The organism is Apibacter sp. HY039 (assembly GCF_004023655.1).
Lineage (GTDB): Bacteria > Bacteroidota > Bacteroidia > Flavobacteriales > Weeksellaceae > Apibacter > Apibacter raozihei.
The window spans coordinates 262,686-285,855 of the sequence record NZ_SAYM01000002.1 but is presented as its reverse complement, the minus strand read 5'-3'; the positions used below and the strand labels follow the sequence as shown (position 1 = coordinate 285,855).

The 23,170-nt window shown below is 30.5% G+C and carries 19 protein-coding genes; 11 read left to right on the top strand and 8 right to left on the bottom strand.

Features of this window, described 5'->3' with window-relative positions:
* Positions 1–19: 19 nt before the first annotated feature.
* The 4 genes from EQ921_RS05305 to namA all read right to left on the bottom strand — a co-directional run bounded on the left by EQ921_RS05305 (position 20) and on the right by namA (position 3,373).
* Positions 20–1,060 carry a hypothetical protein gene (locus EQ921_RS05305; protein ID WP_128153154.1) on the bottom strand — a complete coding sequence of 347 codons (1,041 nt, stop codon included), beginning with the start codon at positions 1,058–1,060 and terminating at the stop codon, positions 20–22.
* A gap of 196 nt (positions 1,061–1,256) precedes the next feature.
* Positions 1,257–1,667: a DUF1573 domain-containing protein gene (locus tag EQ921_RS05300; protein ID WP_128153153.1), complete on the bottom strand. Its 411-nt coding sequence runs from the start codon at positions 1,665–1,667 to the stop codon at positions 1,257–1,259.
* Between the two features lie 24 nt (positions 1,668–1,691).
* Positions 1,692–2,051, bottom strand: a complete 360-nt coding sequence (locus EQ921_RS05295) for a DUF1573 domain-containing protein (protein WP_128330873.1) — start codon at positions 2,049–2,051, stop codon at positions 1,692–1,694.
* Between the two features lie 263 nt (positions 2,052–2,314).
* Positions 2,315–3,373, bottom strand: a complete 1,059-nt coding sequence (gene namA, locus EQ921_RS05290; RefSeq protein WP_128330872.1) for an NADPH dehydrogenase NamA — start codon at positions 3,371–3,373, stop codon at positions 2,315–2,317.
* 240 nt (positions 3,374–3,613) lie between these two features.
* Here namA and EQ921_RS05285 point away from each other — a divergent pair, with 240 nt between their 5' ends.
* From EQ921_RS05285 to EQ921_RS05250, 8 genes are all read left to right on the top strand, one after another.
* Positions 3,614–4,897, top strand: a complete 1,284-nt coding sequence (locus tag EQ921_RS05285; RefSeq protein ID WP_255424440.1) for a TolC family protein — start codon at positions 3,614–3,616, stop codon at positions 4,895–4,897.
* Between the two features lie 12 nt (positions 4,898–4,909).
* Positions 4,910–5,905 (top strand): HlyD family secretion protein, encoded by a 996-nt coding sequence (locus tag EQ921_RS05280; protein WP_128153149.1) that lies wholly within the window; start codon positions 4,910–4,912, stop codon positions 5,903–5,905.
* Between the two features lies 1 nt (position 5,906).
* The gene (locus EQ921_RS05275; RefSeq protein WP_128330870.1) at positions 5,907–7,076 is read left to right on the top strand and encodes an ABC transporter permease; all 1,170 of its coding nucleotides are present in this window, start codon (positions 5,907–5,909) and stop codon (positions 7,074–7,076) included.
* The gene (locus EQ921_RS05270; RefSeq protein WP_128330869.1) at positions 7,066–8,265 is read left to right on the top strand and encodes an ABC transporter permease; all 1,200 of its coding nucleotides are present in this window, start codon (positions 7,066–7,068) and stop codon (positions 8,263–8,265) included. Before EQ921_RS05275 ends, EQ921_RS05270 begins: the two co-directional genes overlap by 11 nt.
* Before the next feature lie 204 nt (positions 8,266–8,469).
* Positions 8,470–10,062, top strand: a complete 1,593-nt coding sequence (gene pckA, locus EQ921_RS05265) for a phosphoenolpyruvate carboxykinase (ATP) (RefSeq protein WP_128330868.1) — start codon at positions 8,470–8,472, stop codon at positions 10,060–10,062.
* A 617-nt stretch (positions 10,063–10,679) separates the two neighbouring features.
* Positions 10,680–11,198, top strand: coding sequence for a DNA-3-methyladenine glycosylase (locus EQ921_RS05260; protein ID WP_128330867.1), 519 nt, complete (start codon positions 10,680–10,682; stop codon positions 11,196–11,198).
* A gap of 58 nt (positions 11,199–11,256) precedes the next feature.
* Entirely contained in the window at positions 11,257–12,759 is a 1,503-nt protein-coding gene (locus EQ921_RS05255; protein ID WP_128330866.1) for an NAD(P)H-hydrate dehydratase, read from the top strand.
* A 175-nt stretch (positions 12,760–12,934) separates the two neighbouring features.
* Positions 12,935–14,053: an MFS transporter gene (locus EQ921_RS05250; RefSeq protein ID WP_128331162.1), complete on the top strand. Its 1,119-nt coding sequence runs from the start codon at positions 12,935–12,937 to the stop codon at positions 14,051–14,053.
* A gap of 69 nt (positions 14,054–14,122) precedes the next feature.
* On the opposite strand, the gene EQ921_RS05245 is transcribed toward EQ921_RS05250, so the two are convergent.
* Positions 14,123–15,433: an MFS family transporter gene (locus tag EQ921_RS05245; RefSeq protein WP_128330865.1), complete on the bottom strand. Its 1,311-nt coding sequence runs from the start codon at positions 15,431–15,433 to the stop codon at positions 14,123–14,125.
* A 501-nt stretch (positions 15,434–15,934) separates the two neighbouring features.
* Between EQ921_RS05245 and EQ921_RS05240 the strand changes: the two genes are divergently transcribed.
* Positions 15,935–16,552, top strand: a complete 618-nt coding sequence (locus EQ921_RS05240; protein WP_128330864.1) for a hypothetical protein — start codon at positions 15,935–15,937, stop codon at positions 16,550–16,552.
* Positions 16,553–16,721: 169 nt separating this feature from the next.
* The gene (locus EQ921_RS05235; protein ID WP_128330863.1) at positions 16,722–18,107 is read left to right on the top strand and encodes a hypothetical protein; all 1,386 of its coding nucleotides are present in this window, start codon (positions 16,722–16,724) and stop codon (positions 18,105–18,107) included.
* A gap of 387 nt (positions 18,108–18,494) precedes the next feature.
* Here EQ921_RS05235 and EQ921_RS05230 read toward each other — a convergent pair whose 3' ends face one another.
* On the bottom strand, positions 18,495–20,015 hold the full coding sequence (locus EQ921_RS05230; RefSeq protein ID WP_128330862.1) for a YgcG family protein: 1,521 nt from the start codon (positions 20,013–20,015) through the stop codon (positions 18,495–18,497).
* Positions 20,016–20,243: 228 nt separating this feature from the next.
* Here EQ921_RS05230 and EQ921_RS05225 point away from each other — a divergent pair, with 228 nt between their 5' ends.
* Positions 20,244–21,404, top strand: coding sequence for a hypothetical protein (locus EQ921_RS05225; protein ID WP_164875587.1), 1,161 nt, complete (start codon positions 20,244–20,246; stop codon positions 21,402–21,404).
* Positions 21,405–21,622: 218 nt separating this feature from the next.
* On the opposite strand, the gene EQ921_RS05220 is transcribed toward EQ921_RS05225, so the two are convergent.
* On the bottom strand, positions 21,623–22,051 hold the full coding sequence (locus EQ921_RS05220) for a hypothetical protein (RefSeq protein WP_128330860.1): 429 nt from the start codon (positions 22,049–22,051) through the stop codon (positions 21,623–21,625).
* Positions 22,052–22,068: 17 nt separating this feature from the next.
* Positions 22,069–23,121 carry an AbiH family protein gene (locus EQ921_RS05215; RefSeq protein ID WP_128330859.1) on the bottom strand — a complete coding sequence of 351 codons (1,053 nt, stop codon included), beginning with the start codon at positions 23,119–23,121 and terminating at the stop codon, positions 22,069–22,071.
* Between the last annotated feature and the right edge of the window lie 49 nt (positions 23,122–23,170).

The window sequence follows — 23,170 nt, the reverse complement described above, 5'->3', positions numbered from 1 at the left end:
TAGTTTAATTTAGTTCAGATTATTCGATGATTAAATAGTAGGCATTACCTTTTATTTCATCATCAAAAGATAAAGGAAAATCTAGATACTCTTCCCAAAATTGATTTTTAAGTTTGACTCCATTTTCCTTAGAATATGTATCTAAAGTATAGCGAGCATTAATAAGGTTTTCAACTTTACCGCTAATTGGTGTATAAATAGCTTTTCCACCGGGTATTGATATTAATTTGATATCAGTATTAGGAGGAAGAATATCTAATTTAACAGGATAGCCGGAATAAAAAACAGCACTTTTTTCAATTGTATCATATTTAATATAATACGCAATAGGATTTTTAATATCATTAGGAATATAGCGAAGACTATCAGTAAGATATTCTGTTATTTCGCCTAAAGATTTATGCATTGATTTATAAATATCTTCAGCATCCGTAGATGTTTCATTCTTAATGGCAATCATTTGAATTCCCTGAAGATCTGTATATTCAGTATCACCAGAAGCAAGAATTTTATTTAAATTACCTTTACTTAATTTTTTTTCCAGCCGGGCAAGGCTTTCTTCTAAATTATCCTGTAATCTTTCTGCATACAGATAAGCAAAAATTCGGTTAAAATACGAAAAGTCTTCTGTTTTTAGATTAACGGTTACTTGAGTGGAGCCATCTACAGGTTTAAAGTATATATCTTCTATACAGATAACAGCTGTTTCAACAAAAATGATTTGAGATTGAATATATTTATTGATTTTACTTTTAAGAATTTTATATTCTCCTTTACCTATATTAGTGTCTTTTTTATTGGACCAGGTTAAGCTGCTTCCTTCACCTTTATATGGCGCAAAATAATTAATTCGAGTATTAATGGAATCTTCACTGACCATAGTACCCCATACTCCGTAATTTTCTAAATCGTTAAATTCGAGAAAAACTTCACTAATCGGATTGTTATACTCTCTGGAAACCTGAAAGTTAATGTTTTTAGGTAGAAAAGAAGGGATAATACATCCCGCTATTGCAAATAGCAATATAATTAACAATAAAATATTAACAATCTTTTTCATGTAAAATTAAATAAAGTATAAATAGCTGTATAAAAAATACAATTTTAATAACCCGAATCACATAGTTTACAAAACTACAAAAAACATTGATTATAATAGATAAAACAAACTATTATAATAAGAATTTAATTATAATTTTAGCCGATAAACAAAAAAACCTATCATTTCGATAGGTTTTTTGTTATAAATATTAAGTTTATTTTTTTGAAACTGCTTCAACCGCTACAGGGGCATCCTCAACTTTACCCTGAATCCTTACAGCTAAAGTCGGATTATTAACATCGTTAGAGTTAATAGTAATTACTTTATTGAAGTTTCCTCCGCTAGCAGTATTATAAGTTACAGTAATTTCACCCTTTTTACCAGGTGCAATTGGTTCGGAAGGCCATAAAGGCACAGTGCACCCGCAAGAAGTATTAATCTTAGATATAATAAGTGGTTTTTTTCCTACGTTTTGAATCTTGATTATTCTTTTACCATCAGAACCTCTTGCTATGTTGCCGTACTCAACAATATTATTTTCATAATTTGTTATTTTTAGTTCTTGTGCATTACTTAGTAAGAAAGCACCTAAAACGAATGCTGAACTTAAAATAATTTTTTTCATATCTAAGAATTATTTTTTAATTTATTATTTAACTTCTCCTTTAATTTTTAATAGTTTCCTTGAATACTTAGTATCATTAGTGTAAACCTCAATAGATTTAGAAAATTTACCATTAATTTTTGTATCGTATTTAACAGTTATTTCTCCTGATTTACCAGGTAATATGGGTGTTTTTGTCCATGACGGTACACTACAATCACAAGAAGATTTTACATTTGATACTATTAAGGGTTTATCTCCTGTATTTGTAAATTTGAATACTTTGGTTCCGTTTTCACCTTTTTTTACAGAACCGTAATCTATTTGCTCCTGTTCGAAAGAGATTGATTGAGCAGATAAAAATCCAATTCCTAATAAAAATGAAACAGCAATAAATTTCTTCATTTGTATCTATAATATAATGTTAATAATTGAAATTTGGAATTAATAAACAATGTAAAGTCAAAAACAATACCAAAAAACACTCAAAAAATGTTAAAGTATTTCATGTATTTTAACATTTAACACGGTAAATTTAGATAAAAAAAATAAATTATACTTTTAAAAATTTATCTTTTTTTGATTTCTAAAATTATTTTTTAATAAATATAAATGTTACAATTACCTGTAAAAGAACAAATATTGTGTTTTACAGGTAAAAAGCTTTTCTAAATTCTTTCATATTGAGAGGGGTAATTTTTACTACCCTCTAAAATAATTGATGATTGTAAAGCAAAATAAGGATTACGAAGTAATTCTCTTCCTATAAAAATGAGATCAGCTTCTTCGTTTTCAAGAATTTCTTCAGCTTGAACTGCATGAGTAATCAATCCTACAGATCCTGTTAATATACCTGTTTCATTTTTTATTTTCTGAGCAAATGGAACCTGATAATTTGGTTTTACAGGTATTTTAACATGAGGCAGAAGTCCACCGGAAGAAACATCTATTACTTCAACACCACTATTTTTTAATATTTCTGCTAATTCTATAGATTCATCAATAGACCACCCACCTTCTGCCCAGTCTGTAGCAGAAATACGTACCCAAAGCGAGTTATGATTATGAAGAACTTCTTTACAAGCCTCAACTATCTCAAGTAAAAACCGAATTCTGTTTTTAAATTCGCCACCATATATATCTTTTCTTTGATTGCTTAAAGGAGATAAGAATTCATGAATTAAATATCCATGAGCTGCATGAATTTCTATAATATCATAGCCGGCTTTGGCTGCACGGCTGGCAGCCTCTTTAAAATCAGTAATTATAATATTAATTTCATCTATTGAAAGTTCTTTAGGAACTAATGAATCTGAATCAAACGCTATGTCAGAAGGAGCTACAACAGGCCACTGGCTATAACCTTCTTCAAGTTTTTCGTCTGGCATCCAGGGAATAGTAGTACTGGCTTTTCTTCCTGCATGTGCAAGCTGAATGCCAGCCAGTGAATTTTGATTATGTATGAAATTAACAATTTTGTTAAGTTCAAGCATATGTTCATCTTTCCATATACCTAAATCTTTATATGTAATTCTTCCTTGAGGAGAAACTGCCGTTGCTTCCTGAATCACTGCTGCCACCCCGCCTACAGCTCTGGATCCGTAATGAACAAAATGCCATTCATTGGCAAAACCATCATGCGAAGAATACTGACACATCGGAGACATGACTATTCTGTTCTTAAGAATATTGTTTTTTAAATTTAAAGATGAAAATAATTTAGACATAACATTTAAGGTTTAGTGTTTTTATTTATACAAAGTTAGTAACTTTAATTGAGTAAATATGATTTGAAAAATCATATTATTTTTGGTTATAGCAATATAAAATAGTTTTACTTTTGTAAAGTACAAAATATAAATAATTAATAGTTAGCACGAATGATATTAAGCTGGTTTAGATATCTGCCTTTTGTTATAATTTTATTTTTTGCAAATAAAATATATGCACAGTCTTTGACCTTTTCGATGGCGAAGGATATAATGTATAAGGATAACAGCTTGATTAAAGTAGCAGAAAAAAAAGAGGAAGTACACAAATACGAATTGAAAACTTCTCAAGGATTACGTTATCCAAAAATAGGAGCTTTCGGAATGGGTATATATCTAAATAAAGAGTTGGGAGCCGATTTAAATGGCATAAGGAATGGTATTGGAGGTTTATTGCACTTACCGGATCCAAGTCTTTTGGGAAATTGGGATGTAACATTACTAAAAAGAGGTATAGCTTTTGGAGGAGTGGATTTTTTGTGGCCATTATTTAGTGGAGGAAAGATTAACGCTGCTGTGGAAGCTTCCCGAATAAAATCTGAAATTGGTGAAATGGAAACCATAAGTACTAAAAATAAGTTAATTTCAGAGTTGGCTCAGCGTTATTTTCAGGTAAAATTAGCAGATGAAGCTGTTATAGTTCGAAAAAAAGTTTTAGAAGGAATGAATCGCCATTTATATAATGCAACTAAACTAGAAGAGCAAGGAATTATTGCTCCTGTTGAAAAATTACAGGCAGATGTTGCAGTATCAGAAGCAAACAGGCAGTATTTAGCTGCAAAAAAAGATGCTGCTTTAGCCAGGGTAGCGTTATCTAACACATTGGAAACTGAAATTCAATCTGCAGATCTATCCACTGATTTTTTTGTATCACCTTTCATTAAACCACTGGAATACTATCAAAGCGCAGCCATATTAAATTATCCGGAATTGCAGAAGTTGCAATTACAAATTGATTTGGCAGAGCAGGGAATTAAAGCTAAGAAATCTTCTCATTATCCTACAGTTGCGACCTTTGGTCAGGCAATCTTAGTACATAACAACCCTGTAGGACTAGTTGAAAAAGATCAAAAACCATGGTTATTAGGTGTAGGGATCAGTTATACTTTATTTGAAGGTTTACAGCATAAAAATGAGATTAAATCAGCAAAAGCAACTAAAGAAAGCGTTGAACTATATCAGCAGAGAGCAAATATTGACATTAAAACAGTAATAGAAAAGATATATTATGATTTAGAGAAGCAGGACGAACAAATTAAAAATTTAGAAGTACAGATTAAACTTGCAGAAGAATTAGTCAGAGTACGGAATCTTGCTTTTTCTGAGGGGGTGGCATCTTCAATAGACGTGGTAGATGCAGAGTCCAATTTATCTGGTGTACGACTGCAAAAATTACAAGCAGAGTACAATTATGTCACTGACCTGGCATCTTTGTTGGAATACAGTGGATTAAGCGAAGAATTTTTAACATATACTAAATAATAGTTTCAATATATGAAAAGTAAACTTATAAGTGCTGTAATCAGCCTGATTGTAATTATAGCAATTATAGGAGTAGCTGTTTGGTTTATGCTTAGCTCTCCGGAAGTTAGCTACTTACAAGGACAGGTCGATGCAACACAAATCAATGTTTCACCCAAAATACCGGGGAGACTAGAGCAAATTTTGGTAAAAGAAGGAGATTCTGTAAAGGTCGGACAAATTTTGGCTGTATTGGGAACTCCTGAATTGGATGCTAAGTTGCTTCAGGCTGAATCCGTAAAGGCTGCCGCTGAAGCTCAAAATGAAAAAGCAAGGAGGGGGACAAGGGCAGAACAGATACAAGCAGCATATAATGTCTGGCAGCAAGCTAAAGCAGCATCGGAATTAGCTGACAAGACCTATACTCGAATGCAAAATTTATATAATGACAAAGTAATACCTGCACAAAAGCGAGATGAAGCCTTTACCCAGAGTAAAGCATATAGAGAACAGGAAAAAGCTGCATATTCAAACTATCAGATGGCAGTAAATGGAGCAAGAATTGAAGATAAGGAGGCTGCATCGGCTCAGGTGAGCCAGGCGCAGGGTGCTGTAAATGAGGTGTTGGCATATAAGAAAGAAGCTAATATTGTATCGCCGGTAAATGCTGAAGTTTTAAAAATTGTTCCTAATAAAGGAGAAGTGGTAAACGCAGGCTATCCCGTTATTAATCTGGTAGACTTGAATGATATATGGGTAGTTTTTAATATAAGAGAAGATTTTATGGGCTTCTTTAAAAAAGGAAATTCTTTTGAAGCAATAATTCCTGCATTGAATAATAAAAAAATTAGATTACAAGTGCGTTACATAGCTGCTCAGGGAGATTTTGCAACCTGGAGCGCTACCAAAACCCAGGGAAGCTTTGATATGAAAACTTTTGAAATAAAAGCATATCCTTCACAAAAAATAGAAGGACTAAGACCAGGGATGAGTGTACTGATAGATCAAAGTTTACTGAAGAAAAAATAAAATGTTTAAAGGTTTTTTTTCCATTTTTAGATCAGAAGTTGTTAGAATTATTACAAGTCCAAGATTGCTTTTTTTAATAATAGGAATTCCTTTAGGATTGTTTATATACTACACTAGCCTTCTGAATTCAGGTGTACCGGAAAAATTACCAGTTGTTTTATATGATCAGGATAGAACCCAAACATCGAGACAGCTTGGAAGAATGTTAAATTCTTCCTCCTCTTTAAATATAGTTTCAGAAGTTTTTAGTTATAAAGACGGGGAAAAGAAAGTACGTACAGATGAAGCATTAGCCTTTATAATAATTCCTGACGATTTTGAAAAAAATATCTTTAAAGGTAATTCTGTCTCTGTAGTATGTTATTATAATTCCCAATATATTTTAGCCGGTGGAATCATTAATAAAGCTTTTCAGACAGTGGTGGGAACTTTTTCAGCCGGAGCTCATATAAAAGCCCTGATGCAAAAAGGAAACTCATCATATCAGGCATTAGCGGCTACCTCTCCTGTAAATACCGATAAACATATATTGTTCAATCCATATACCAATTACTCCTATTATCTTAATTTGTCATTAATGCCAATGTCAATACAGATAGTAATAATTGTAATTTCAATTTTTAGTCTGGGGTCCGTACTAAAATATGACCAAGGTAAAGAACTATTGGAGGTTGGTAATCAAAAAATAGGAGTAATATGTATGGCTAAATTGCTTCCTTACACAATTATTTTTTCAATCATTGGTTTTTTTATGAATTCTCTTCTTTATTATAAAATAAAAATACCAATGCATGGAAATATCTGGATCATTAATTTGTACTTTATTTTTTTTATAATAATATGTCAATGTGTTGCTCTTTTTTTTGTTTCTCTTTCTACAAGTCTAAGAGCTGCACTAACAATAGGAGGAGGTTTTGCGGCAATATCTTTTTCTTTTGCAGGTTATACATTTCCGGAAGAAGGTATGCCAACAGTTATTAAATTTATAAATTATTGCTTCCCTTTTACCTCTTATTTACGGTTAACTATAAATTATGCTGTCAGAGGAATGAATATAAATATATATGACTGGAAATATATCTTGGCTTTAATCATTTTTTTAATCCTTGGGTTTGTTTCTATGTTTATTTACGGTAATAAACTTAAAAAAGGAGGATACGATGTTAAATAACATTAAAGAATATTTTTATGCAATAGGCGATAGTTTAAGAACGGAAATACGTCTGATTTTTTCAGATGCTGCGGTATATTCTTCCTATATAGGAGCCACCTTATTAATTGGAATATTATATTCTTACGTTTACTCTAAAGAGGTTATTTCCGAATTGCCAATAGTAGTAGTGGATTTAGATCAGACTCAGATGAGTAACAAATTAGTACGAATGATTAATGCTACTAAGGAGGTAAGTGTGAAGTATTCTGTTTCAGATATGTCTCAGGCACATGAACTTTTTGATTCGGGGCTGGTAAAAGGTGTTGTTGTAGTAAATCATAATTTTTCTAAAAAAATTCAAAAAGGTGAAGTACCTGCTTTATCCGTATACTGCGATGCCTCATACATGCTATACTATAAACAGATGCTTACCGCTGTAACTTCCTCTGCCGGTACGTTTAGTGCAGGAATTGAAATAAACAAGTTGATTGGTAGCGGTTTAACTTCAAGACAGGCGTTGGACTCACGCCGGCCGGTGAATCCTATTTCTAAACCTTTATATAATATTGATGCCGGATATGCTACCTTTTTAATGCCTGTCGTTTTTCTAATAGCCATACAGACCTTACAAATATCCGGAATGGGTATTATTGGAGGAACACAAAGAGAAAAGAAACAATACCCCGAAAATTATGAATTTATGAAAAGACCTTTTGGTGTAATTTTTATTTTAATAGGTAGATCTGGGGCTTATGTATTGTTATCAACACTCATAATGATTTTACAAATGGGGTTTGTTATGCGTATTTTTGATTTTCCTCTTCGCGGAAATCCTTGGGAAGCAATATTGTTTTTAATACCATTTATTTTATCAGTAACTTTTTTAGGGATATTTTTAACAAATTTCTTCAAAAACAGAGAAGATGCTGTAATGACGGTGACTATATTTTCAATTCCAGCCTTATTTCTTTGTGGGGTATCCTGGCCGACCATAGCATTCCCTGAGTGGCTAAAAGTTTTATCAATATTCTCTCCATCTACATTAGGTGTGAAAGGATATGTTGAAATTACACAGTTTGGCGCATCTTTTCAAGAAATCAAAAATACATGGTTTCAGCTTTGGGGAATAACTTTCTTTTACTTTATTTTAGCCGTACTATCTCTTAAAAGATTATATTTTCTTAATTTAAATAAGTCAGTTGATTAATATTAATTAAAAAAATATTTTTTTCTTCTTTTTTATATTAAATCATGTTTTATATTTTATATATTTAATTTGTTTTTTTTATATGTTTAAAATCATATGTGTTCAGCGTGTGAATTATATCATATTGTAAAAAATAAAAATTAAGATATTTAGTAGTAGCTTTGGTAGAGGAAAAACAAGAAAAAAATAAATTTATTTTAAATCATGGAAAACTTAATAAAATCATTAGAGAAACATGGAATTAAAGGTGTAAAAGAAATTGTACACAATCCAACCTATGAACAGTTATTTCAGGCAGAAATGGATCCGGCAAACGAAGGATATGAAAAAGGGGAATTAACTACTTCTGGAGCTGTGTCTGTTAAAACAGGGATTTTTACAGGTCGTTCACCTAAAGATAGATATATTGTAAAAGATTCAGTAACCGAAGATACTATCTGGTGGGATGGTAATATCAACAGACCGACATCTTCTGAAATTTTTTCTGATTTAAAAGGACTGGTAGCTAATCAGCTTTCAAATAAAAAATTATATGTAGTTGATACATTTTGTGGAACGAACAAAGATACAAGAATGAAAGTTCGTTTTGTCATGGAAGTAGCATGGCAGGCACATTTTGTAACAAATATGTTTATCCGACCTTCTCAATATGAATTGGAAAATTACGGGGAACCTGACTTTTTTATCATGAATGGATCAAAAGTAGTTAATCCAAAATGGAAAGATCAAGGATTAAATTCTGAAAATTTTGTTATGTTTAACTTAACTGAAAAAGTTCAGATTATTGGAGGAACTTGGTATGGAGGAGAAATGAAAAAGGGAATGTTTTCAATGATGAACTATTATCTTCCATTAAAAGGAATGGCATCTATGCATTGTTCTGCAAATGTGGGTGAAGCAGGTGATGTTGCAGTATACTTTGGGCTATCCGGTACAGGAAAAACTACATTGTCAGCAGATCCTAAACGATATTTGATAGGTGATGATGAGCATGGCTGGGATAACAACGGAGTTTTCAATTACGAAGGAGGTTGTTATGCTAAAGTAATTGATTTGTCAGAAGAAAAAGAGCCGGATATTTGGAGAGCTATCAGAAGAGATGCGCTACTGGAAAATGTTGTTGTAAAAGATAATGGAGAAGTTGACTATAAAGATAATTCTATTACAGAAAATACAAGAGTATCTTATCCAATCTATCATATTAGCAAAATAGTATTGCCATCTAAAGCAGGGCATGCTAAAAAAATTATATATCTGTCTGCAGATGCATTTGGAGTATTACCTCCGGTTTCAATTTTAGACGAAGAACAAGCACAATATCACTTCCTATGCGGTTATACTTCAAAGTTAGCAGGAACTGAACGTGGGATAACTGAACCTCTACCTTCATTTTCTCCAGCTTTCGGAGAAGCGTTTCTTTCACTTCACCCTACCATGTATTCCAAAACTTTAGTAGCTAAAATGAAAGAGCACGGAGCTAAAGCTTACTTGGTAAATACCGGTTGGAATGGTACAGGAAAAAGAATATCTTTGAAGGATACGAGAGCTATAATTGATGCTATAATTGATGGTTCAATTGAAAAATCAGAAAAAGCTACAATTCCGTATTTAAATCTTACTTTCCCTAAGCAATTAGAACACGTTTCTGATATATTAGATCCTAGAACCACTTATTCACAGGTTTCTGAATGGGAAACAAAAGCAAAAGATTTAGCGGCAAAATATATCAAAAATTTTGAACAATATACAGATACTGAAGAAGGTAAAAGACTTGTGGCAGCTGGTCCACAATTATAGATTTGGTATCTAAATAATTACATTCTGAAAAGAGCAACTTTTTATAGTTGCTCTTTTTTTTGTTAAAATATTGAATACGTAAAGTTTAGTGAAGAAGTATGCTCATTTAAACTTCATATTATTTTTACGATTGATTTTACGAAAAAATCAAAATAATATAAAATAAAGATAACTTTGGGTATATGTTTTTTACGATAAAAATTGTTAAATGTTGAAAAAAAAAATATTAAAACATTTAAATTATAGATACTAACCCCATATTTTGATAGATTACGTATTTAAAAAAAATTAACCTACATTATGTTTTTGATTATTGTTTCATGAATAAGATTTCGAGTGAAATATATGGTAAAATATCTAAGTTATTAATTATTAAATAGTAAGGCCTTTAATTTACTCGTAAACTTATGAGGAAAAGATATAAAATAAATAATTAGAATAATAGACAGTAAATCCTAGTCAAAATATTAAAATAAACCCAGAAAATTTATTTTTATTGAAATAAGTATAGCTTTTTTAATGAAAAACTAATATTTGATATTTTTCAGTTTGGTTTAATCAATAAAATAATTATTATTTTGGATTATAATTCGAAAAAAGTATCTATTTTTACCAAAATGAATACAAGAGTAAGTTCTGATTTCTTTTGTCAAAATGCAATAACTGTAGCTGAGCAATTAATAGGAATGAAGCTTGTAAGAGTGTATGAATCTGGTGAAATTAAAAAGTTTATAATAACAGAAACAGAAGCATACATAGGAGAAGATGATTTAGCATGCCATGCAAGCAAAGGAAGGACACCACGAACAGAAGTCATGTTTCATGAAGGAGGTAAAATATATGTATACCTTATATATGGAATTTATTGGATGTTAAATATAGTGACAGGATTAGAAAAACATCCGCAAGCAGTTTTAATCAGAAGTGTTAATGAATGTAAAGGCCCGGGTAGGTTGGGTAAACTACTTAGACTTAATAAGAGTTTTTATGGAGAAGATCTGTCAAATTCCCGGAGAATATGGCTTGAAGAAGGAATAACCGGCTTAGACTTTATTATGACACCCCGTATCGGAATTGACTATGCTGGAGAGATATGGAAAAATAAACCTTGGAGATTTGTAACAATAGATAAATAATTTAAAAAACAACTAAAAATTAAATCGAAAATTAAAAACTAACAAATTAAATTTTTCAATGAAAGTATTTAAGACTTCACAAATTAAACAATGTGATGAGTATACCATTCTGCATGAACCAATTTACTCCATAGATTTAATGGAAAGAGCCGTATCTGTTTGCTTTGAATGGCTAAAAGCTAGATATTCCGAAGATTATACATATTATATTTTTTGTGGTAAAGGCAATAACGGAGGGGATGGCTTGGCACTCGCCCGAATGTTATTAAATGAAAATTATAAAGTGCAGACTTTTGTAATTAACTCTTCATCAGATTTTTCAGAAGATGCATCCGTAAATTTTGAAAAATATCCTGATTCTGTAGATTTTATCGAAGGAGACGATTTTACCATTCTGGAAGATAAAGCAATAATTATTGATGCTCTTTTTGGAATAGGGTTAAATAAACCATTAGAAGGTATGTCTGAAGTAATTGTAAAACAATTAAATTCAATACAGGCAAAAAAAATAGCGATTGATATTCCTAGTGGATTATTTGCCGATGAATTTCCAAAAGAACAACAAACCATTTTTAAAGCAGATCATACTTTGACTTTTGGTTTTTATAAACGAACTTTTCTACATGTTGAAGGATCGGAGTTTGCAGGAAAGGTGCACGTTCTAGATATAGGTCTGAGCAATGAATTTATAGAAAAAGAAAACACTTCTAATTACATTATATCAGAAGATAAAGTTTTTGATAATTTTAAAAACAGAAATCCTTTAAGTAATAAAGGAAATTATGGAAAAACGGTATTAATAGGAGGAAGTTATGGGAAAATGGGGTCTATCAATCTATCTACCCAGGCAGCACTTAGAACAGGAACCGGACTGGTATTTACTTTGGCACCCTCATGCGGTTGTGATATTATGCAGATTTCAGAACCTGAAGCAATGTTTATTTCAGGAGGAGATAAATTTATTTCAAAAATAAATCTGCCATCAGACGAAGTAACCTTAGGAATTGGACCTGGAATGGATAAACAAAAAGAAACCAAGGAGGCCTTTGGAAATTTGTTGAATAATTTTAAAAAACCAATGGTTTTAGATGCGGATGCTTTAAATATTATTTCCGAAGACAAAAAATTAATGGAGCTTCTTTGTGAAAATACTATTATTACTCCGCATCCAAAGGAATTTGAACGTTTATTTGGAAAAACGAGTTCAAGTCTTGAGCAATGTGAACTAGCAAGAAAAAAAGCTAAAGAGTTTAAAATTATTATCGTGTTAAAAGGTCATAATACATCTATTTTAACTCCCGACGGAAACTGTTATTATAACATAACAGGTAATGCCGGAATGGCTAAAGGAGGGAGTGGAGATGTACTAACAGGTATTATTACCGGTTTGTTAGCACAAGGATATTCACCTGTTCAGGCTGCTATTATTGGAGTTTATATACACGGTAAAGCAGGCGATTACGCCGCAGAAAAGTTTTCTCAGGAAGCTATGACTGCGCAGAATATCACTCACTGTTTAGCAGATGTGTTTAAATATATACACGAATACACTAATAAATAGTATGTACTAAATATAAAAAATAGAATCCGGATATACTTCGGGTTCTATTTTTTTATCCTAAAAATAAAACTTCCAATAACAAAAATATGTAATACATTTGATGGTTTAAATCTATTAAACCGTGATCAGTAAAAAAACTAATTTACCAATTCTTACAGGTATCAGTAGCTCTCATATGCTTAATGATATGATGCAGTCATTAATTGTAGCTATCTATCCTATTTTACAAAGTGATTTTTCGCTTAATTTTACTCAAATAGGATTAATAACCTTTACATATCAATGTACAGCATCTTTTCTGCAGCCAATAATCGGAATTTATACGGATAAATATCCAAAACCGTATTCATTGCCTATAGGTATGGCATTTACTTTTGTGGGACTTATATTATTAGCATTTTCATTTAATTTTTCAATGGTTGTTCTTGCGGCTTCGTTAGTAGGAATAGGCTCTGCAGTTTTTCATCCGGAGTCTTCAAGAGTTGCACGAATGGCCTCCGGAGGAAGCTATGGATTTGCACAGTCTTTTTTTCAGGTTGGAGGTAATTTTGGTAGCTCATTGGGACCTTTATTAGCGGCTTTGCTGATAACTCCTTATGGAAAAACAAATGTTGCTTATTTTGCTTTATTTGCTTTAGTAGGTGTTTTCATATTATTAAAAATTAGCAGGTGGTATGCAGAACAGCAATCGGCTAAAAAAGAAAAAGTGAGAATAGAAACTCATAATTTACCAAAAAAAACTGTTATAGTTTCTTTAGTTATACTCTTAATACTGGTATTTTCAAAAGCATTTTATTTATCCAGTTTAACCAGCTATTATACTTTTTATCTGATGCATAAATTTGCTGTTACCGAACAAAATGCACAAATTTATTTATTTATATTTTTATTTTCTGTAGCTGCCGGAACGTTTATAGGAGGTCCTATCGGAGATAAGATAGGCAGGAAATATGTAATCTGGGTATCAATCTTAGGTGTAGCTCCATTTACGTTAGCGTTGCCGTATGCCTCTATGCATTGGACTATTATTTTAACAGTAGTTATAGGATTGGTTTTATCGTCAGCATTTTCAGCTATATTAGTGTTCGCTCAGGAAATGTTGCCGGGAAGAGTAGGTATGATTTCAGGATTATTTTTTGGTTTTTCTTTCGGCATGGGAGGGTTAGGAGCAGCAATTTTGGGTAGAGTTGCAGATTTAACCAGTATAGAATATGTTTATTCTCTTTGTTCATATCTGCCATTAATAGGTTTACTTACTGTATTTTTACCAGGTAAATCTGCTATGAAAAAATAAAGAATAACAGAGAATATCTGTTATTCTTATATGTAAAAAATGGTAGACTTAAATTTAATTAATAATCAATTATTTATCATTTAAATAATTAGCTTTTTTAGGAAGCCGTGTGCTCACTAGGAAGGTGATGCAAAGCATGATGGTAACATAAATATAAAATCCGTTTTCATGGCCATAATTTTTAAAGCTTAGAGCAACAAATTCAGCTGATCCTCCAAACATAGCATTTGCAATAGCATATGATAGTCCTACACCTAAAGCACGAATTTCCGGAGGAAACATTTCAGCTTTCACAATTCCAGCAATAGAGGTATAAAAACTGATAATACAAAAAATAAAACTTAATAAAATAAAAGCTAAATAAGGATTAGTTCCAATTCTTGGAAGTGTATAAATAACAGGGTAGGTAAATAGTAATCCCAGACCTCCAAATAGCATCATACAGGTTCTTCTTCCTATTTTGTCAGAAAGCATACCAAAAAAAGGTTGAGCTATCATGAAAACAAACAAAGAAGCTGTCATTATACGAGTCGCGGTAGTAAGTTCAAAATGTGCTGTATTGACAAGGTATTTCTGCATATAGGTGGAAAAAGTATAAAATATAAGAGAACCACCCGAGGTATAACCTAAAACTGTCAAAAATGCTGGAGTATGTTTTTTAAATAACTCGGATAATGTTCCTGCATTTTTATCTTTAGCACTATCTTTAGGGGCAGTTTCCTTAAGGTGTTTTCTCAAATACAAAGATCCAAGAGCGGTTAAACCACCTATGAAAAAAGGAATTCTCCAGGCCCAGGTAGATAGATCTGTTTTAGATAGAGTCAATTCAAGTATCAATAGTACCAGAGCAGCTAAAAGTTGTCCTCCGATTAGTGTTACATATTGAAATGAGGAGAAAAAACCACGCTGGTTCGGTAATGCAACTTCACTCATATAGGTAGCTGTGGCTCCGTATTCGCCACCTACTGAAAGACCTTGAATAAGTCGGGCAACTAACAAAATCGCAGGAGCAAATACTCCAATTGATGAATATGTAGGTACTAGAGCAATAATGAATGACCCACAAGCCATCATGACAATAGAAGTTACCAATGATTTTTTACGCCCATGCCTGTCAGCAATACGCCCAAATATCCACCCTCCGATAGGGCGCATTAAAAAACCGGCAGCAAAAACACCTGCTGTTTTCAATAATTTAGTGGTATCATTCCCATCTGGAAAAAATAAATGAGCAAAATATATAGATGTAAATGCATAAATGTAAAAATCAAACCATTCAACCAAATTCCCGGAAGAAGCACTTACAATGGCGATAATGCTGTTTTTTTTCTGTTCTTTAGTGTATTGATTTTTTTTTGTGTTAGTTTGTTGAGGTGTCATATTTAGTTAATTTTTATGAAGCATAAATATCCGAAATTATGGCAGATAAAAAAATAAAAACTAGTGATTAATTAAGATATATTGTTAATAACATGATCATAGTATGCAGTCGTCTATCAAAATCGTTTGAAAACTAGCTTAATGCATATATTTTATTTAACGTAATTTTAAATTTCTATTTTTCAGTAAGAAATAAAAATAAATATTTTTTCCTTCTAAAACTTTTTACCCTCTATTTTATAAATTATTAAAACAGCATATGAATGAATGCAAAGAAACTTTAATATTTTCAGCATTCAGAGACGGTTATTTTATTATTGAGAAAAAAAATATATGGGATAAAATGATTTATAAATTGTTGTTTATATGAAAACAATTTATAAATTTGCAAATAATTTAAGAAATATATTAATTGAATAGTTGTAATTTTAAATAAAATATTTATCGTGAAATTTTAAATGTTTAAACTTTTTATTGCAAATAAAAAATAATATATATTAAGTGTTTGAAAAAATAACTATAACAAAAAATACTGTCCTTAAAAGCATTGTTAGTCAGCAGAAACCGTTTGGTTTTTACTGGGGTGTATTTACTATCTTTTGTTTTATTATTTTTTTAATTTGTACACAGGTTATAGATAAAAGCCCCATAAGTATTTTCATTTATAATAGTCATACTACATGTTCAAATGAATGCACTGTTAAAAATAAAAATGAGAAAGCTGTTTTTGTATCGGATTCTTCTAATGAGCAAGTAGACATATATATATTTAATGAGGAAATAAAAAAAAGAAAAGAATTACGTTTTAATAATTCTAAATATTATTCCAAAGTTAAATTAAGAAGGTTTAATAAAATTGACTGGAATAACTGTATTTTCAGACCCATCCCCAATACAAGTAAGTTATATGCGTATAATCCCAGATTAACAGGAAGTATATTTTCAATATATAATTATCAACCGCTGGGTACTATTCCTTTTCAAAATTACAAATCCAGTTTTTTGTATTTTAATTTAACAAAAGCTGTTAATTGTATACATCAAATTAAATCAGAATGTACTTTTAACGTTAATCATAAGTTAAGAGGACCTCCCGGTATGCTTGTTACAAATCTATAAATTACTTATCTATTTTACAATTCTAATAATTGTAAAAACAAATCTTATAATATACCAATTTTATTACATTTATATCAGATATAGCTTTTAGTAAAAAGCTAAGTGGTATTTTTATGCTTTTTTTTTTAATATAATTTAGATCTTTCAGTACTTAAATTATTTGAACGAGATGAAAAAACTAACAATTACAATTACATTTTTATTAACATCAACATATTTATTATCTCAAGTCGGTTTCAACACAGATAAGCCTAAATCCTCTTTGGATGTTAGCGCAATCAGAGATGAAAAAGGCACCTTAACTAATAATTCAATAGCCTATGGTATTCAGGCGCCGAGATTAACCCGGCAAGAGTTATCAGCTAATACAGCCACCTACGGATCCGAACAAACCGGTGCCATATTATATATAACGGACACAAGCGGTGGAAATACGGACGGAAACAGAATAAATATAAATTCTGTAGGGTATTACTATTTTGATGGTAGCTTATGGCAAAAATTAACGGGGAGTACTGAAGGTTCCGCATCTATGACAGCAGATAACGGTTTAACTTTGTCTACGGATAATATTCAACTAGGAGGAGCTTTAACTAAAGCCACAGATATTGCAACTGCTGGAAACAATATCACTTTTAGCGGGACCGGTCAAATAGGGATTGGTACATCCAGCCCTGTTTCTAAATTAGATGTTGCCAGCCAATTTAAATTTTATCCCTCTGGCATTAGCTCATCCATGAGTGATCCACTTTTGGAAATAGGTAATTCGGCTGGTTGGAAACGAATAACTTCAGGTGCAGCTGCATCCAGTTTTGCATTTTGGGCCAATGGAAATGGGAAAACCGATAATAATCCTCAAATATTATTGCAAGGTAATACGGGAAATTTAGGAATCAACACGACCGATCCGCAAGCTAAAATTCACATTAACACAACCGATGGAAAAGGATTTCAGCTAAAAGATGGTTCTGAGGGTAATGGTAAAATACTTGTTAGTGATGCAAATGGATTGGCGATGTGGAAAACAGTAAATGCTACCAAAAATACAATTATTGGTAAGGTGAAAAGTACCACATCAAGAGCTGTTAGAAGCTATGGGGTTCTGAATGATACTTATATGGATTTACCTATTGGAATATGGGCTGTTAACATAGGACAATTAATTACTACGGGTAAAAATGCAACGACAGCTTCCAGTGGAGGATGGATTCGATTTACATTGACTGACAATTCAAACCCGAACAACACAACCTTAGCAGGATTAACTCATAATGGTTTTACCATGCAGGTGCCGTCAAGTGCTTATGAGAGAGCCTTAGTGTCTACTACTACTGGTTCTGTGGTAACGGGAGACAATTGTTTCGCATTTGCTTCAGGAACAATTATTGTTACTGTAACTGCTACTGATGCTGGGAAAGATACCAAAAGAATCTACCTGGCATTTGAGTTATGTGAATTTGCAGCCGGAGGAGCTATCACAACCTCTAACACATGGGTAGGTGTATTTCGTGAAAATTACTTCTATGCTGTACCTATAAACGATTTATCGAGTTAAGCATTAAATATATTATAATGCTAATATCCTGAATTTATAATTTATATTCAGGATATTTTTTTGTGCGTATTATAAACTGAGAAAGTATTGACTTTGTTCAATAGATCTAAATGAAATTCTCTGTTTTTGCGAGTTGTTTTAAATATTCCATTTATTGTCAGGATAAAATAAATTTATATTTTTAAAATAAATAATTTTTCCATCTTTGATTTCAATACGTGCACAGGATTTTTTACTGCTTGTTAATTAAAATCATAAACATTCATAAAATTTATAATTTCATATAGTTATTCTTTAATTCAAAGTTATTATTTTATATACCACTACTATTTTGTTAGTAAATTTCAGGTTACTTTATAGTAGCGATAGTTGATTTATGATGAATTTTTACCAGCTACTTCCGGCACCACCTCCTCCGGAACGCCCCCCACTACTGGAAGAAGATGAGGACGACGAACGCCCCCCACCACTATAAGATCCTGAAGAAGTAGAACTATCAGATATTTTGGGGATAATATATTTTTTTCTATTCTCAGCATGACAAAATTTGCATATATATATTTCATACCCCCAGCCAGAGGAGCTTGTCGAAGCATGTTTAACTACCATTTTGTTTTCAAATACTGCTGTAATCAAATGACATTTTTTACATTCTTTAACTTTTGAATGAATGTTAGGATATTTAATTATTATTTCTAAATTGCATGAATTACAAAGCCATACATCATGCTCTACAGATTTTAACTCTTCTTCTAACAATTCTCCTTCGGATAAATTTCTTTCTTTTTCTAGTACCATGGGTTTGTGACATTTATCACATCTATACGGTTCATAACGATATTTTTTCATGTCATGACAAACTTTTATATATAAAAAATACATAAAAGAAACAGGAAAATAATAAATACATTTTTTTAGCCCTCTTTTATATTTATCTAAATAACAATACTTATCATATCTACTTTGTTCTGGGATTTTAAAAAACATTATAATGTATTTTATATGAAACAAAATACTTATGATAAGATAGAAAATCAGAAAAAAATAAATTAAATCTACTAAATTATGTGAGGCTGAAATAACATATAAAATTAACATATATAAAGTGAATAAAGAAAGTAAAATACCCGACAACGCAACTAAAGAATTTAAACAACTTTCGTTATCTTTAAGGCTATTGAATATGATAATAATTACTAATAAGGCAGTGATAAATAAAGATAAAAAAGAAACATGATTGGAAATAAAATCACTAAAAGAATAACTATGTCTTTTTGGCAACTTAATTAAGGTTTCTTTTTGATCATAATTATACTGATTGTCCGCTTCTGGTGAATCCTCTAAGTAATATTCGCTATAATTTTTATAAATATCGTCAACATCAAAGTTATAATTTTCGGTATCTAAAACTTCTATTATTTGAGATACGGCTGCTAAAATAGCTTGGTCATAATTCTCTTGTTTTAGATAAGGAATCATGTATTTTCGTTGGATGCTTCCGCAAATCATGTCTGTAAGAACCGATTCCAAACCTAATCCGGTTTCAAACTCTACTCTTCTCTGGTCTAATACCAAAAAAATAAGTAATCCGTTATTTGTATCCTCACGTCCGATTTTCCAAGTATTAAAAAGCTTATAGGCAATATCTTTAGGAACCTGATCTCCAATAGAGTTAGTCAAAACCACATCAATATGAGCTTTTCCGGATAGATCCAGTTCCCTTAATCTGGAGTTTAATGAATTAACAGTAGAAGGATCTAAGATATTATCAGGATCACTTACATAGGTTTCATTTAATGTTTTAGGATCAGGAATTCTTTTTATTAAATCTTCTTGCGAAGATTTGCATGAAAATACCGAAAAAAGAATAAAAAAATAAAATACTAAGTTTTTAAAAAAAGGCATCATAGTAATCTAACTAGTAATAAACAAAAAGATTATTACTAGTAAAGATACTTTTTTTAAAGCAATAAATCAAAGACTTATTTGTAACTTTAGGAACTACTAAATTTTTCATGTCTTCATTTTCATGGAATTTTGGGAAATGATTATTATACTAATATTGTAATTATTATTTTAACCACATGAATGTATGAAGAAGATTACATAACTTACACCTTTATAACAAACTTAATTATGGATAGCAAAATGAAAACTTTCTTTAGCCTTGTATATTTGTTCACACTAAATTTAACATTTTCTCAAACTCAAAATGCACAGCAGTATAATTGTGTAAAAAATGATACGCTTTCAATATTTAATGTTGACTGTATAGATTGCTATAAAGAAGGAGAACTGATGGTTAGAAAATGGACTGGAGTGTATATAGATAAAAAAGTTTATGATGATGATAATAAAAAATATATAGAGAATAAATTTCCTCACGGATTATATGGAGAGTATAAGGATGGAAAACAGTATTCAGGTTTTTTTAGAAATTACAATATTTCGTACAATAGCTATCTAATCTTTGATTATTACGAAAATGGGAAACTTGCTTATCAATTATATAATGATTTTTTTGAAGGAATAATAGAAGGAAGAGACATAGGAATGGACACCAGGGTATTATATAAGAAAAATATATTTAAAGATAATAAAATATGGACGGGAAGCTTACTATACCCCAATCTTCTTTCATGGAAAGGAGCAAGAGTAATGTTGGCTACTTCATTAAAAGAAAGTAAAGAAGAAAATTTTACTATGTTATTTGCTGCAATGCATTATGGAGAAATTATAACAGTATCTAATTTAAAAAACGGATACTATTTTGACAGCTTCGGAAAAGGTAAAGTCAGGATCGCGTATTCTCCTTCAGGAAGGAAAATAGAATTTTTAGATTCTAAAGAACAGTTTTTGGTAGTGGTTGATAATCAATATGAAGAATTTAACGAAATAACAAAACAAGAAGAATTGAAAAAAGGAAATATTTCTTATTTTTTTATGAATAATCATTTATATATAAATAAGAAAAAGTATGAATCGGAAGAAGAATTGATTGATTTAGAAAAGGGGGAAGACATCACCACAGCATTATTAGGATTAATCAATGATATCCCGTATATTTATACTCCAATAACTACAGAAGATGTAATAAATTATTTTGAACAGGGTTATTGGATAAAACCGAAATCAACATTTTATTTTTATTTAGATGATGATGGAAAACCGTATGGAATAGACATTGAAGAAGGTACAGAAAAAGGTACATATACAATTATTGATTACACAGATAAGAAAACAAAAAATATCATTAAAGACCAGACTCCGGATGAGATTATTAATTTATTTGAATAAAATTCTTAAATCTGAAAATGATGACTAGTTATATGATTTTTTAATTATATTATATTTTGATAATCAAATTTTTGTAGCAGCATAGACACTTCAAATGTAATTTAGAATTAGATAATATTTGCTTAACAATTAATACACATTTTTGTAATGTGTAAATTACATATATAGAAAACTATATTATAGTAATTAATTATTTAAGTCGATATTTTGATAAGTACTCAATCATTAATCAGATACCAATTGTTTTCCAATTTATAATCATTTCCTCCATTTTTAACATTCGCATCCAAAATTGAAAGTTGTAAAGAATCATTAGAATAGATAAGGGCAGAGAAGTGATCCAGCAATCCTCGATCATAATAAAAATATATTGTCAGATTATGAATATCAATTGTATCAGAATCTTTTATTGGATAAGGCTTTAAAATACGAAACGAAGTATCGTATTTGAATTTAGAATAAGAAGGAAAGTTGTTTTCTCCTATTTTAAAGGTTTGGTTTGAATTCTTTAAAATATCATGAATGATTATTTTATAATTTTCTTTGTTTTTATTCCAGTCTTTAATTCCATCTATATTTTTAGGAGCTAGAAAATTACAGGAATAAGGTATTTGAATTATAATAAAAAGAATAAGTATTTTCTTCATATACAGTTTAAGATTAATTAAGCCAAAGGCTCACAAAAAGTTTTATTAACTACCTTATCTCTCATAATCGCTTTATTATTAAAGTTTCGGGAAATATTTCTTACTATATCGCTGTAGTTATCTGTGCCATTTTCTTTTAAATGATAAAAAGGCTTTATAGAAACACAATTTTCATGTTCAAAAAGAGTATTTAAGAGTGTTCGGTCTGAATTTCCACAGGAATGTCCGAAAATAAAGATTTGGTACTCATCACTGTTGACAAATTCCAACAGCCTTTTATAATTATCTGTTTCCAGATATTTTATAGATTTTATATTTTCCAGATATTCATTATTATTGAGGTTTTCAATTTTTTTATACTCTTCATCCAATTCATCTCCAAAACCAAAGATTATGTGATTTTTATCATTTGGAGAAAGAGAACCATGTATGTGAATAATATCATGATTAAAATCTTGATTTTGATAAAATATTTCTGTGCAAGTATAATTAAAATTTAGAAAAATAATATTGTCCGGATTGCATTTACTTTTTTGAAATTCTATATTCTCAATAAAGTCATTGGTTTTAAAATCAGAATATATTTTTTGTTTAATGCAGTTTATTAATTGTTCATGTCTAGTTCTTTCAAATTTATTTTGTTCCTCATTCAAATACTTTTCTAACTCATTTTTTATTTTTTCAAAATCTGAATTTAATTCTGAAATGGAATAGTATTTTTCTTTTTCACTCATTATATCTTTTAAAAGTTTATAATATTCATTTTCGATATCAACCCAGTTTTGGATATATTGCTTTTCAGTAATATGTTTTAGAAATCTATTTTTATATTCTAAAGAAGGAAAATTTGTTGATAAGGTTGATATTGGATTATCAAATTTAGAATTAGGATTCCAATTAAGTGGGATTTGAGTGATTTTAATATCTTCATCCTCATATTGAGAGTTTGGCCCTTCATACACTATTCCAGAAAGTTTAATATTCCAAAACCAATCCATAAAATTCCCATAACTGGTTTTCATCCCATGAGCTAAATCAAAGCCGTTTCCTATTAAAATAATTCGATTCATATATAACAAATAAATAATTATATAAAGATACTAAAATAAGCTAAAAAAA